The 12,018-nt window shown below is 69.6% G+C and carries 15 protein-coding genes and 1 tRNA gene; 12 read left to right on the top strand and 4 right to left on the bottom strand.

Features of this window, described 5'->3' with window-relative positions; genetic code table 11:
• The first annotated feature begins 87 nt into the window (after positions 1-87).
• From tmk to HC028_RS04225, 6 genes are all read left to right on the top strand, one after another.
• Positions 88-2,190 (top strand): dTMP kinase, encoded by a 2,103-nt coding sequence (gene tmk / locus HC028_RS04250; RefSeq protein WP_168073400.1) that lies wholly within the window; start codon positions 88-90, stop codon positions 2,188-2,190.
• Positions 2,191-2,204: 14 nt separating this feature from the next.
• Entirely contained in the window at positions 2,205-3,392 is a 1,188-nt protein-coding gene (locus HC028_RS04245) for a DNA polymerase III subunit delta' (protein ID WP_168073401.1), read from the top strand.
• A gap of 125 nt (positions 3,393-3,517) precedes the next feature.
• On the top strand, positions 3,518-3,832 hold the full coding sequence (locus HC028_RS04240) for a YbaB/EbfC family nucleoid-associated protein (RefSeq protein WP_168072969.1): 315 nt from the start codon (positions 3,518-3,520) through the stop codon (positions 3,830-3,832).
• Between the two features lie 11 nt (positions 3,833-3,843).
• Entirely contained in the window at positions 3,844-4,146 is a 303-nt protein-coding gene (locus HC028_RS04235) for a hypothetical protein (RefSeq protein WP_168072967.1), read from the top strand.
• Positions 4,143-4,781, top strand: a complete 639-nt coding sequence (locus tag HC028_RS04230; RefSeq protein ID WP_168072965.1) for a hypothetical protein — start codon at positions 4,143-4,145, stop codon at positions 4,779-4,781. The genes HC028_RS04235 and HC028_RS04230 overlap by 4 nt, the downstream gene beginning before the upstream one ends.
• A gap of 66 nt (positions 4,782-4,847) precedes the next feature.
• Positions 4,848-5,681, top strand: a complete 834-nt coding sequence (locus HC028_RS04225; RefSeq protein ID WP_168072963.1) for a PSP1 domain-containing protein — start codon at positions 4,848-4,850, stop codon at positions 5,679-5,681.
• Here the strand turns inward: HC028_RS04225 and HC028_RS28655 are convergent.
• On the bottom strand, positions 5,584-5,805 hold the full coding sequence (locus tag HC028_RS28655) for a recombinase family protein (RefSeq protein ID WP_420850166.1): 222 nt from the start codon (positions 5,803-5,805) through the stop codon (positions 5,584-5,586). The genes HC028_RS04225 and HC028_RS28655 overlap by 98 nt on opposite strands.
• Positions 5,806-5,809: 4 nt before the next feature.
• On the opposite strand from HC028_RS28655, the gene HC028_RS27325 reads away from it, so the two are divergent.
• Entirely contained in the window at positions 5,810-6,001 is a 192-nt protein-coding gene (locus HC028_RS27325) for a hypothetical protein (RefSeq protein ID WP_240939808.1), read from the top strand.
• 1 nt (position 6,002) lies between these two features.
• On the opposite strand, the gene HC028_RS04215 is transcribed toward HC028_RS27325, so the two are convergent.
• Complete coding sequence (locus tag HC028_RS04215) at positions 6,003-7,664, bottom strand: metallophosphoesterase family protein (protein WP_239075445.1); 1,662 nt, start codon at positions 7,662-7,664, stop codon at positions 6,003-6,005.
• Positions 7,665-7,890: 226 nt separating this feature from the next.
• Between HC028_RS04215 and HC028_RS04210 the strand changes: the two genes are divergently transcribed.
• The 3 genes from HC028_RS04210 (at position 7,891) to HC028_RS26970 (ending at position 9,078) form a co-directional block, all read left to right on the top strand.
• Positions 7,891-7,966, top strand: a tRNA-Thr gene (locus HC028_RS04210).
• A 153-nt stretch (positions 7,967-8,119) separates the two neighbouring features.
• Positions 8,120-8,719, top strand: a complete 600-nt coding sequence (locus HC028_RS04205) for a type IV toxin-antitoxin system AbiEi family antitoxin domain-containing protein (protein ID WP_168072957.1) — start codon at positions 8,120-8,122, stop codon at positions 8,717-8,719.
• Complete coding sequence (locus HC028_RS26970; RefSeq protein WP_168072954.1) at positions 8,716-9,078, top strand: nucleotidyl transferase AbiEii/AbiGii toxin family protein; 363 nt, start codon at positions 8,716-8,718, stop codon at positions 9,076-9,078. Before HC028_RS04205 ends, HC028_RS26970 begins: the two co-directional genes overlap by 4 nt.
• A 326-nt stretch (positions 9,079-9,404) precedes the next feature.
• Here HC028_RS26970 and HC028_RS04195 read toward each other — a convergent pair whose 3' ends face one another.
• The gene (locus HC028_RS04195; RefSeq protein ID WP_168072952.1) at positions 9,405-9,587 is read right to left on the bottom strand and encodes a GntR family transcriptional regulator; all 183 of its coding nucleotides are present in this window, start codon (positions 9,585-9,587) and stop codon (positions 9,405-9,407) included.
• Positions 9,588-9,748: 161 nt separating this feature from the next.
• On the opposite strand from HC028_RS04195, the gene HC028_RS04190 reads away from it, so the two are divergent.
• Positions 9,749-10,483, top strand: coding sequence for an HU family DNA-binding protein (locus HC028_RS04190; protein WP_168072950.1), 735 nt, complete (start codon positions 9,749-9,751; stop codon positions 10,481-10,483).
• A 183-nt stretch (positions 10,484-10,666) separates the two neighbouring features.
• Here HC028_RS04190 and HC028_RS04185 read toward each other — a convergent pair whose 3' ends face one another.
• The gene (locus HC028_RS04185; protein WP_168072948.1) at positions 10,667-11,059 is read right to left on the bottom strand and encodes a winged helix-turn-helix transcriptional regulator; all 393 of its coding nucleotides are present in this window, start codon (positions 11,057-11,059) and stop codon (positions 10,667-10,669) included.
• Positions 11,060-11,166: 107 nt separating this feature from the next.
• Here HC028_RS04185 and HC028_RS04180 point away from each other — a divergent pair, with 107 nt between their 5' ends.
• Positions 11,167-12,015 carry an SDR family oxidoreductase gene (locus HC028_RS04180; protein ID WP_168072946.1) on the top strand — a complete coding sequence of 283 codons (849 nt, stop codon included), beginning with the start codon at positions 11,167-11,169 and terminating at the stop codon, positions 12,013-12,015.
• The last annotated feature ends 3 nt before the right edge of the window (positions 12,016-12,018 follow it).

Below are 12,018 nucleotides of genomic sequence, written 5' to 3'. Positions count from 1 at the left end.
GCGTCTCCGGAGTCCGGGACGGCCGGCCGGACGAAGCCATCCGCGTCCAGCCAGGTGGACCTGTCCGGCGTGGCGGAGCTCAAGGCGATCGTGCGCATCCGGCCGTTCCGCCGCCTGTGGGCGGTCCTCGGCCTGTCGTCCCTGGGTGACTGGCTCGGTCTGCTGGCGACCTCGACGTTCGCCGCCGGGCACGTCAGCGGTTCGGCAGCCAAGGGCGCCGCGTTCGGTACCGTCATCGCCGTACGCCTGCTGCCCGCCCTGGTCCTCGGCCCGCTCGCCGGTGTGTTCGCCGACCGGTTCGACCGCCGGTACACGATGGTCGTCTGCGACCTGATCCGGTTCGTCTTCTTCGCCTCGATCCCCGCCGCGAGCCTCGTCACTCATGACCCGAAGCTCATCGTCGGGTGGGCCGCGATCGCCACGTTCGTCATCGAAACCGTCGCGATGCTCTGGGTGCCGGCCAAGGAGGCGTCGGTACCCAACCTGCTACCGCGGGCCCGGCTCGAGGCGGCCAACCAGCTGACCCTTGCCACGACGTACGGGATCACCCCGGTGGCCGCCGGTCTCGTACTGGCCGGCCTGAACTCCGGTCTGGCCTCGCTGTACCGGCAGATCGGCCACACCTGGATCGAGCCCACCAACGCCGCGCTGTACTTCAACGCCCTGACCTTCCTCGCGACCGCGCTGACGGTGCTGCTGGGCATCCCGGAGATCAGCGGGCGCAGTGCGCGGCAGGACGGCCAGCGCAAGCCGGGCATGTTCCGGGAGTTCCTCGACGGCTGGGCGTTCGTCGGCAAGACGCCGCTCATTCGCGGTCTGGTCCTCGGCATCTTCGGCGCCTTCGCCGGCGGCGGCGTCGTGGTGGGCAGCGGCCAGACCTACGCGAAGTCCCTCGGCGGCGGCGACTCCACGTTCTTCATCCTGTTCGCGATGCTCTTCATCGGGCTCGGCATCGGCATCGTCCTCGGTCCGCGCCTGGTCGGCGGGCTGTCCCGGCGGCGGATGTTCGGCGTGTCGATCGTGCTCGCCGCCGGGTCGGTGACGATCCTCGCCCTGGCCCCGCACCTCACCGTCGCCGTGGTCGGCACGCTGCTCGTCGGCGTGGGCGCCGGCATGGCGTTCCTGTCCGGCACCACGCTGCTCGGCAGCGAGGTCGACGACGAGGTCCGCGGGCGGGCGTTCGCCGTCGTGCAGACCGGCACCCGCGTCGTCCTGATGCTGACGATCTCGCTTTCCGGGTTCGTCGTCGGCGCCGGTGGATCGCGCCTGCTCGCGCTGCCCGGCATCGCCATTCCGATCTCCACCACGCGGCTGCTGCTCGGCGTGGCCGGCGTGTTCGGCGTCGTCGCCGGCCTGGCGGCGCTGCGGCAGATGGACGACAAGCCGGGCGTACCCCTGCTCGCCGACCTCCTCGGGTCGCTGCGCGGCCGCCCGCTCAGCCCCGCCGAGCCCGCCCCGCGCCGCGGCCTGTTCGTGGTCTTCGAGGGTGGCGAGGGGGCTGGCAAGTCGACCCAGGTGCAGCGCCTCGCCCAGTCGCTGCACGCGCAGGGGCGCGACGTCCTCGTCACCCGAGAGCCGGGCGCGACCGAGGTCGGCGAGCGGATCCGCAACCTCCTCCTGCACGAGGCGCCCGCCTCCAGCGCGCTCACCCCGCGGGCGGAGGCGCTGCTGTACGCGGCCGACCGAGCCCACCACGTGGCCGCGGTGATCCGTCCGGCGCTCGCCCGCGGCGAGGTGGTCATCTCCGACCGGTACGTCGACTCCTCCCTGGCGTACCAGGGCGCCGGGCGCACCCTGCCGGTCGACGAGGTCTCCTGGCTGTCGTCCTGGGCCACCGGCGGGCTCAAGCCCGACCTGACCGTGCTGCTCGACGTCGAGCCGCAGGTGGGCCTCGCCCGGGCCGGCGCGCGGAGTGCCACCGCCGACCGCATCGAGAGCGAGTCGGAGGCGTTTCACGAGCGGGTCCGGTACGCGTTCCTGGACCTCGCCGCCGCCGAGTCCGGCCGGTACCTGGTCCTCGACGCCAGCCGCCCGCCGGAGGAGATCGCGGCGGTGGTTGCCGAGCGGGTCGCCGAACTGCTGCCGCCGCAACCCCGGACCTCCGGACTGGCCGAGGTCGCGGACGCGACCGAGCGCCTGACCTCGTCGACCTCCGACTCCGTCGAGACGGTCAAGGAACAGGCGACATGACGGACACTCTGACGGTGCCACCGGTCTTCGACACGCTGGTCGGGCAGGAGGACGCGACGGCGACCCTCGCGCGGGCCGCTGCCGCCGCAGGCGCGTTGGTCGCGGGTACGCCCACCGACCCGGCCGCGATGACGCACGCCTGGCTGTTCACCGGGCCGCCCGGCTCCGGGCGGTCCGTCGCCGCGCGGGCGTTCGCGGCCGCGCTTCAGTGCCCCGATGGGGGCTGCGGCACCTGCCAGGCCTGCCACACCGTGCTCGGCGGCACCCACGCGGACGTCCGGTTCGTCGTACCCGAGGGCCTGACCATCAGCGTCAGCGAGATGCGCGCGCTGGTGCTGCGCGCAGCCAGTTCGCCGAGCCAGGGGCGCTGGCAGATCCTCCTCATCGAGGACGCCGACCGGCTCACCGAAGCCGCCGGCAACGCCCTGCTGAAGGCGGTCGAGGAACCGCCGCCGCGTACGGTCTTCCTGCTCTGCACCCCGTCGACGCACCCCGACGACATCTCCGTGACGATCCGGTCGCGCTGCCGGGTGGTGCAGTTGCGCCAGCCCGCGCCGGACGCGGTCGCCGCGGTGCTTCGCCAGCGCGACGGCGCGGACGGCTCGACCGCGGAGTGGGCGGCCGCGGCGGCGCAGGGGCACGTCGGTCGGGCCCGCCGGCTGGCGCGTGATCCACAGGCCCGCTCGCGCCGGGAGGCCGTCCTCGCGCTGCCGCGCCGGCTGACCGGTGTGGGCGCGTGCTTCGACGCCGCGAACGCCCTGATCGAGGCGGCGGAGGCGGAGGCCGCGGCCAGCGTGTCCGAACTCGACAGCTCGGAGCGCGTGGCGCTGGAGACCGCCTTGGGCGCCGGCGGTACGGGCCGCGGCGCGGCGGGCGCGGCGCGCGGCGTCGCCGGGCAGTTGAAAGACCTGGAGAAGCGGCAGAAGTCGCGGGCGACCCGGGCGCAGCGGGACGCGCTCGACCGGGCGCTGGTCGACCTGGCCGGCTTCTACCGCGACGTGCTGGCCCGGTCGTTCGGCGCGCCGGTCGCGCCGGTCCACGTCGACACCGCCGACCTGGCCTCGACGGCGGCCGAGCGGTGGGGCCCGGAGAGCACCCTGCGCCGCCTGGAAGCCGTGCTGGCCTGCCGGACCGCGATCGAGACCAACGTCAAGCCGCGCATCGCCGTCGAGGCGATGATGCTGGCCCTGTGGCGAGGCTGAGCGCGAGCGTACGTCGCGGCTGGCCGCTGCCGACGCGATCGCGCAACGAGTTATCCACAGGTAGCAATTCGTCATTCCCGGGGTACCTCGCGGTGCCGTAAGTTCCTGCGCGGGAGGCGCTGGGGATGGGTCGGGAGATCGACGAAGCGTGGATCGACGAGGCGATCGAGCGCTATCAGCGCATCGAGGCGCGGCTCGCCGAGTTCGACCGGGTGGTCAAGGACGTCACGGTGACGGTCAGCTCGTCCGACGGGCTGGTCGAGGTGGTCGTGGCCGCCGACGGCACCGTGCGGGACGTCCGCATCCGCGGCCAGGCACGCTCCAATGACGAGCTGTCGCGGGCGGTGCGCGAGGCGGTCACCGCGGCCGCCGACGCCGCGGCCTGGGCCCGCCAGAAGCTGCACGCCGAGGCGTTCGGCGCATACCAGCCGCTCGCATAGGGGGACCGAACATGGCGCTGGACGACTTCGCCGCCCGCTTCGACACCGCAGGCACCGACCTGGCTGACGCCGCCGCGGCGCTGCCCCGGCATGACCCGGGCGCCGGGGCGTTCGGGGCCGTGGTCACCGGACAACTGGGTGCCCTCGGGCGCGAACTGCACCGGATCTACCTGTCGGCCCTGGACTCGCGCGTACGGGAAGCTGCCGCGCACGCTGCCCGCCTGTCCGCCACGGCCGACGCCCTCACCCGCACGGCCGCCCGCTATGCGGAGGCCGATGATTCCGCACGGCGTCGGCACGGGGAGGCATCGTGAGTGACGGGCTCGACCGTCTGCTCCCGCCGGCCGCCACGCTCCTGGCGCGCGTCGACGCCGTTCTGGTGGCACACGGCGTGCCGCCCGCGCATCCGGTCACCGCGCTGTTGCGCAAGCTCGGCGCGCTACCGGCCGATGTATTGGACGCGATCTCCGCATGGCGGCCGGCGCCGTTGCGCGACGCCGCCGCCGACCTTCGCCAGACCGCCGAGGAGTACGCGTCACTGCACGGCCTTCTCACCGCGCCGGCCGGATGGGCCGGCCCCACCTTCGAGGGGTTCGCCGCGCATCAGGCGGCGCTGTCGGAGTTTCTGGGAGAGCCGGGGCTTGAAGGTCGGTTGTTGGCGACCGCGGCATACCTCGACGAGGTGGCAGAGTGGCTGGACCGGTCCCGTGGCGAGTTGGCCCGCTCGGTCGCCGACGCACTGGGCTCGGCCGAAGCGGTCCGGGTGCACGCGAGCGGCGACGCCGAGGCGGCAGTGGCGATCGCCACCCGGATCCTGGAGGCCGCGGCCGAGGCGTACGACCGGGGACAGGAGATCGCCGATCGGTGGGCGGGCCGGCTCGACGAGATCTCGTACCGCCCGCCTGCGTCCACCGCGGCACTGCCAAATGAAATCCGGGTGGCCCTGTAGCGCGTGCGCGAATGGTGCGTTGAACGGCATTTCGTACACAGCGGTGGCGGTCAGTATGGTGGGCGGATGGGCATGCTGTGCGCGGTGAGCTTCAACCGGTACGGCCGCTTGTACTACTTCGATCCGGCTGGGTTCTCGCCCCAGGTAGGTGACCGCGTGCTGGTCCCCACCGACGACGGCCCCGAGGTCGCCGAGTGCGTCTGGGCCGCACAGTGGGTCTCCGAAGACACCGACGGATTCCCCAAACTCGTCGGCCTCGCCGCCGACGAAGACCTGCGCCGCGACGAGTTGATGCGCAAGCGCAAGGCCGAGGCGAAGGTGGCGGCGAAGAAACTGATCCGCGAGCACGCGCTGCCGATGAAGGTGGTCGCCGTCGACCATGTCCTCGACTCGGGCGGCCAGGGCCCGCGTACGACGATCTACTTCACTGCGCCGCACCGGGTCGACTTCCGGTCGCTGGTGCGTGACCTGGGCGCCACCCTGCACTGCCGGGTCGAGTTGCGCCAACTGTCGGCGCGCGACTCGGCCAGGGTGCAGGGCGGGATCGGTTCGTGCGGGCGTGACCTGTGCTGCGCAACGTTCCTGACCGACTTCGAGCCGGTCACGATCCGGATGGCCAAGGACCAGGACCTGCCGCTCAACCCGTTGCGCATCTCCGGGGCGTGCGGCCGGCTGATGTGCTGCCTGAAGTACGAGCATCCTCTCTATACCGAAGGCGGCAATTATCCGAGGAGCGGCGAGCGGGTCAGTACACCGGAGGGTGAGGGGCGGGTCGTGGCCCGGCACCCGCCTAGCGAGACGGTCACAGTCCGGAGCTACTCCGACGGAGAGATCCGTCGGTGTGCCCTGTCCGATGTGTGCGGATCGCGGCAAGCCTACGAGGGCCGCTCCTCGACGTAGCGCGCATGTTGGCGGCGTTCGTGTCATCGACTACGTCGATCACTTCCCACCCTCGGGCCAGCGCAAGCGCGCGGCATGCCTGTTCTTGACGCTCCAGGCCCGCACCCTCACCGGTTCGGTCCATGCTCATGCGCAGGTACAGCACGGCGCGCAGCGCAGTTGCAGTTGGCGATGTGGCTTTCATGGCGCGGCGTCTGGCCGCGCTCTTGATGCGGGGGGCACTGGGCATGCGGATCAATGTGGAAATAGTGCCGCCTTCGATCAAGAGTGGACATCCGCTGTACCAGCAGTTTCAGACGCACGACCAGCGCTACGGCTGATTCAGCTCAGCCGGATCGGTTTCTCGGCCAAGCGCACGGTCAGCGGGCGGACCGGCTCGATCCACGGTTTGTCCGCCCGTGTGTCCGGCGCCGCTCGCCATCTACGGCCCACCCGGTCGACGGCGATCGGGTAGATCGTCAGCGTCCCGTCGACGTCGAAGTGGAGTCGCAGGAACGACTTGTAGTCGACGATGCCCTGCGCGGCGAACAGTTCGTTGAGGTTGACGTCGAACACGCTGGCCACCAACAGGTACCCGGCCACGATCTCGCTGGCGAGCAGTCCGCTGACCGGTACGTAGACGAGCACCGCGACGACCAGCGGCAGCGGCCACGACAGGTTGTGGAACGGCAGCGCGAGCCAGGTCCACGCACCCAGAACGCCCAGCCCGATCTGCGCGACACCGTGACCGATCCCCAAGGCCCAGTGCTTGGGCCGTCTCCGACCCGCCGTCGGCGGCATCGCAAAAGCGACGGTGGCGCCCAACACGATGATGGCCATCACCACGACCGGGATGGTGGACAGCCGCTGCAAGGGGCCGGACAGCCGCTGGGCAGCCCCGGTGAATGCGAGCATGAGGAACAGGTGAAGCATGCCGAGCAGGCTGGCGAACCCAGGGTTCCGCCAGGGCAAGCGGCCGAAGACGCCCGCGGCCAGCTGCCGGGAACGGCTCTTCGTCGGGTACGTCGCGGCCAGCCGGTACTCCTGGCTCGGGCTCTTCTTGCGCACGAGGGTCGCCTTCGGCGGCACGTCGAGCCGCTCCGGCAAGCGGTGGGTCGCGTACAGGTAGGCACCACCGCCACCGGCTGTGATCAGCTCCCGGTCCGGGTGGGTGTAGCGGGCGTAATGGTGCAGGTCGCCGGAGAGCATCAGGCGCACCTGCGCCCGAGTCGGGGCGATGACCGTGCGGATGAAGTAGTCAACGGTGTCGTAGGCGTGCGGGTCGTGCGTGGCCGCGACCCAGGTCGGGTTGGGCAGGCACATGATCACCCGGTCACCCGGTTGTAGCCGGCTGGCCACCTCCCGGAAGTAGCTCAGCTGGGGATCGTCGATGTACGCGTCCAGTTGCGCGTCGATCGCGAACAGCCACCAGCGGTGGGGCAGTTCGATCGCGAAGTAGGACCGTGTCTGCGGTGTCCGCCAGCCACCGATCTTCCCGTGACCCCTGGTGAACAGGCGGAGGAAGGCGGTCAGCCCGTCGTACCAGTCGTGGTTTCCCGGTACGGCGTACAGACCGGGCTGTACGCCCTCCAGCGGTGGCTGGGGCAGTGCTGATTCGTACGGTCCCTTGAACCGGTCTTCGTACTGCTGCCCGCTCGCCGTTGGGTACACCTGGTCGCCGCCCATCACGAGTGCCCGGCCCCGCGGCAGCGCCTCACCGCCGACCTTGAGCTGCGGCTGGGCCAGCAGGTACGCGATCGAGTAGGTCGCGTTGAACCCGTCGCCCAGGTCGGCCACGTAGTCCAGCCACAGCTCGCCGTCCTGGTCGACGCCTTCCGGCTCATGGAAGATCTCGGAGTGCAGCGCGCTCTGCAGCTCCCGTTTGTCGAGGTAGGCGCCGAACAGGCCGGCCATGACGACCCGCACCGCGGTGCCCGCGAGCAAGGTCGGGCTCAGCCACGGCACTCCCCGGCGCGGGGTGAATCCGAGCTGCTCGGGCCGCATCGAGGTGGGGCGGGGGTGGACGTCGTCGACGGGAGGTTGCGGCTTCAGCTCGGGCTCGACCGGGGTCGGGTCGCCGGGGTCGGCGGTGAGCTCCCCGGGGGCGCGGTGCGTCTTGTCGGGATCCACGGGCGGGACGTTACCCGGTGCGTACGACGATCGATGCCCGGCGTGTCTGCCAAACCCCCCGTACGGTTCGGCGAATCGTCGCGTACACTTGCGTACCGTTGCCGCCTTAGCTCAGTTGGCAGAGCGACGCACTCGTAATGCGTAGGTCGACAGTTCGATTCTGTCAGGCGGCTCCACCCGGAGGCCCAGGCCAGGACCCTGATCAGGGATCTTGACCTGGGCCTTCGTCATGATCAGGTAGGCCGAAGCGGCCAACCGGGCAGCCCATCATTCCGGCGACCGGGTTCAAGTGGTGCCACCAGCTCCCCGATGGAATTGTTGACAGCAAGATGTTGCTGTGTGCATTTCTTGTGGAGGGGAGGTGGACTGCGCGCGCTGCTAAGACGACCCAGCAAGATTGCCTGAAGCGGCTGCCGGCGACGTTTACTTATTCGCAGGCCCGTCGACTCGGGATCAGCGACTGGACCCTGTACCGACTGCGGGACGAGCGCCTGATCGAGCCGCTAGGCCGCGGCCTGTATGAGCGAGCTGATCTCGCTGAGGGCGATCAGGACCTGCTTGCCATCGCGGCCCGCGCGTCGCGGGCCACCCTGTGTCTGCGGTCGGCACTGGCCCGCCACGGCCTCATCGACGACATCCCAGCCACGATCGACATCGCCCTGCCGCGCGGTACCCGTACCCCAGCGCTCGACGGCCCGATCAGCTGGCACCATTTCGATGCGGCCACCTTCGATCTCGGCCGCGACCGGCTGGACCTCGCCGCCGGCCAGAAGATCGGTATCTACAACGCCGAGCGCTGCATCGTCGACGCCTTCCGACTGAGCGGCATCGAGGGACCCGAACTCGGCAACGAGGCGCTGCGCAGCTGCCGCGGGCCGAGACGTCGCTCCGCCGGTCCCTTCAGGTCCTCTTGTGAGGCCCACCCGTGAAACTCCGGGCGGTCGCGCCTACCTGGACCTGCAGAACAAGGCTAGGCGCGAGCGGCGGCCCACTGACGAACTGCACGCGCTCAGGTGCAGCTGCCCCGCTGCTTGGCGGCAGAATTCAGTTGCGGGGCTACCCGATCCCGATGGTGCATGCCGAGAAAGTCGTCACTGCAATCAGCCGCGGCACTGCCAACACACGTTGGCGCGACTTCGGGGACATATACGTTCTCTCCGGCCTCCACACGGTGACCGCGAGCGACCTCCGCCAAGCGATGATGGCCGTCGCTGGCCACCGTGGCGTGGAATTGTGGTCGCTGACGGTAGTGCTCGAGGGTTACGACGTTCTCGCGCAGAGCCGCTGATCGGCCTGGCGGCGTAAGCACCGTCGTGATGAGCTGCCGGCGTCCTTCGCCGCTGTCCTCTCTGCGGTGATTGACTTCGCCGACCCTGTCCTCAACGGACAACTCGACGACGCGACCTGGCGACCCGATGAGCGAATCTGGGCGTAAGCGCCCGCGGCCCTGCTAAGGCTGTGCAGTCAGCGCTGAGGCCGATCGAGACCGTGGCGTGCGGCGAACGGGTGCTGAACAAGCTGTGGCTCAGTTTCTCCGGGTTCGGGAACGGCCGCCCGCAGACTCCATCGACGGCGTACCAAGCCCTCGGTCAACTCTGAACCGGGCCGGTTTGCCTATTCGGCGACGAACACTCCCACGCCGGGCAATGTTTCGGTAATCCCCTTGATTCGCGGTATTTGCATGGCTCGGTCGATCACCGGCTCGGTGACGCCATAGTGCTCAATGAGTTCCCGCCGGCTGGGTAGCTTGGAGCCGGGCGCGAACTCTCCGGACGCGCTGCGCTCGGCAACGCGCATGTCCTGTCAGGGCTGACGCGCATGTCGTGCCAGGACTTAGGTCGCCGGCCGGATCTGTTGTACCGCAACGGATTTTTTCCAAAAGTACTTGTATCCGGACAAGTAGAACCGATGTTGCATGCAGATCGGTTTACCCAGGGGTTCAGGTACAGGAGGAAAACGTGAACAAAGCCGAGCTTATTGATGCGCTGACGGCTCGTCTTGGTGACAAGCGTACGGCGACGCAGGCGCTTGACGCCGTGTTGACCGAGATCCAGCGCGCTGTCACCAAGGGCGACAAGGTTGCCATCACCGGCTTTGGTGTCTTCGAGAAGAAGGCTCGTGCAGCTCGGACGGCGCGCAACCCGCGCACCGGCGAAGTTGTGAAGGTCAAGAAGACCTCCGTTCCGGCTTTCCGGCCGGGCTCGGGATTCCGTGAGCTTGTGGCCAGCGGCAAGCTGCCGAAGGTCGCCGCTGCCAAGAAGACCACGGCCAAGGCCGCCCCCGCGACCAAGGCTGTTGCGACCAAGGCTGCTCCGGCGAAGAAGACGGTCGCCAAGGCCGCTCCGGCCAAGAGCACCGTCAAGGTTGCTCCGGCGAAGAAGACGGTTGCCAAGGCTGCTCCGGCCAAGAGCACCGTCAAGGCCGTTCCGGCGAAGAAGACGGTCGCCAAGGCCGCTCCGGCCAAGAGCACCGTCAAGGTTGCTCCGGCGAAGAAGACGGTCGCCAAGGCCGCTCCGGCGAAGAAGACGGTCGCCAAGGCCGCTCCGGCCAAGAGCACCGTCAAGGTTGCTCCGGCGAAGAAGACGGTCGCCAAGGCCGCTCCGGCCAAGAAGTCGGTTGCCAAGGCTGCTCCGGTGAAGTCGGCGGCGAAGGTCGCGACCAAGGCCACCAAGGCTGCGGCGAAGAAGCGCTAACCCGTACTGCGAAAAGAGGGCCGGGCATTGACCCGGCCCTCTTTTTCTTTGTGTTACCAGTCGCATCGAGCCCGCAGGACAGAGCTGAACGGCCACGATCGTGCGAGACGTCGCGCCGGCCTCAGCGGCATGGCCAGGCAGTTGCAACAGATCGTCGACCGGTTCCGGTACCAGGAAAAGGCGTCACGCGGCTGACCCGTGGCGGCCTTCGCGCGCGTCGTACCGGGCTCGGGCGGCTTCCACGTCGCCGAGGTGGCTGGTCGCCCACGCTTCGAGTCCGGAGACGAGGCCGAGCAGGCTGCGGCCGAGGTCGGTCAGTGCGTAGTCGACCCGCGGCGGCACGGTGGCGTGCGGGGTACGCGTTACCAGCCCGTCGCGTTCCAGTCCGCGCAGCGTCTGCGTGAGCATTTTCTGGCTCACCCCTTCGATGCGCTGGGCCAGTTCGCTGTACCGCTTCACGCCGTCGGCCAGCGTGAGCACGATCAGGACGCTCCACCGGTCGCCGATCCGGTCGATGACCTGTCGGCTTCCACAATTTTTGGCGTACGGATTAGGCTCCACCTGCTTACTCTCCATCAGTATGTAACAAACTTCAAGGTGCCTACTCGCTATCGGGAAGTAAGCGGAGCGCCTTCCCGTTGCTCACAGGCGGATCGTCCGACAGCCTGTGAGGGAGTCCCCAAATGTCCATCGTCGTCACCGGCGCCACCGGTCACCTCGGCCGCCTCATCGTCGAGTCGCTGCTGCGCCGCGGCGTACCGGCCGACCAGATCGTGGCGCTCGGCCGGGACGTCGCCAAGGCCGCCGACCTCGCCGAGCGCGGGGTGGTCGTGAAGCCGGCCGACTACAACGACGTCGACTCGCTGCGGGCCGCGTTCGCGGGCGCCGACAAGCTGATGTTCGTCTCCGGTAGCGAGGCCGGGCAGCGGGTGCCGCAGCACCGCAACGTCGTCACCGCGGCGAAGGACGCAGGCGTCGGACTGGTCGTCTACACCAGCATCGCCAACGCCGACACCTCCAGCCTGATGCTCGCCGTCGAGCACAAGGCGACCGAGCAGGAGATCATCGCCTCCGGCCTGCCGTACGTGTTCCTGCGCAACAGCTGGTACATCGAGAACTACACCCCCCAGCTGCCGACCTACCTCGAGCACGGGATCGTCGGGGCGGCCGGCGACGGCAAGGTCAGCGCCGCAACCCGCGCCGACTACGCGGAGGCCGCCGCCGCGGTGCTCACAGGCGAGGGCCACACCAACAAGGTCTACGAGCTGGGCGGCGCGCCGTTCACGATGGCGGAGCTGGCCACCGAGGTGTCGAAGCAGAGCGGTAAGCAGGTCACGTACACCGACCTGCCGGTCGAGAAGTACACCGAGGTCCTGATCAGCGTCGGTCTGCCCGAGCCGTTCGCCGCCGTCCTCGCCGACGGCGACCGCGGCCTCGCCCAGGGGGAGCTGTACGTGGAGGGCAACGACCTGGAGAAGCTCATCGGTCGCGCGCCCACGTCGCTCGCCGACACGATCCGCACCGCCCTCTGATTT

The organism is Planosporangium flavigriseum (assembly GCF_011947225.1).
In the GTDB taxonomy this organism is placed as follows: Bacteria; Actinomycetota; Actinomycetes; order Mycobacteriales; family Micromonosporaceae; genus Planosporangium; species Planosporangium flavigriseum.
Note: the sequence above shows the minus strand (reverse complement) of the source record. Positions and strands in the feature narration are given on the sequence as shown.

Bases quoted from the DNA above. Each gene is read 5' to 3' on its own strand.
- HC028_RS28655 (WP_420850166.1), bottom strand. From the start codon at position 5,805: ATGGACCGAACCGGTGAGGGTGCGGGCCTGGAGCGTCAAGAACAGGCA.
- HC028_RS04225 (WP_168072963.1), top strand. From the start codon at position 4,848: ATGGGCATGCTGTGCGCGGTGAGCTTCAACCGGTACGGCCGCTTGTAC.
- HC028_RS04180 (WP_168072946.1), top strand. From the start codon at position 11,167: ATGTCCATCGTCGTCACCGGCGCCACCGGTCACCTCGGCCGCCTCATC.
- HC028_RS04205 (WP_168072957.1), top strand. From the start codon at position 8,120: ATGTTGCTGTGTGCATTTCTTGTGGAGGGGAGGTGGACTGCGCGCGCT.
- HC028_RS04215 (WP_239075445.1), bottom strand. From the start codon at position 7,664: ATGCGGCCCGAGCAGCTCGGATTCACCCCGCGCCGGGGAGTGCCGTGG.
- HC028_RS04185 (WP_168072948.1), bottom strand. From the start codon at position 11,059: ATGGAGAGTAAGCAGGTGGAGCCTAATCCGTACGCCAAAAATTGTGGA.
- HC028_RS04235 (WP_168072967.1), top strand. From the start codon at position 3,844: ATGGCGCTGGACGACTTCGCCGCCCGCTTCGACACCGCAGGCACCGAC.
- HC028_RS04240 (WP_168072969.1), top strand. From the start codon at position 3,518: ATGGGTCGGGAGATCGACGAAGCGTGGATCGACGAGGCGATCGAGCGC.
- HC028_RS27325 (WP_240939808.1), top strand. From the start codon at position 5,810: ATGCGCAGGTACAGCACGGCGCGCAGCGCAGTTGCAGTTGGCGATGTG.
- HC028_RS04195 (WP_168072952.1), bottom strand. From the start codon at position 9,587: ATGCGCGTTGCCGAGCGCAGCGCGTCCGGAGAGTTCGCGCCCGGCTCC.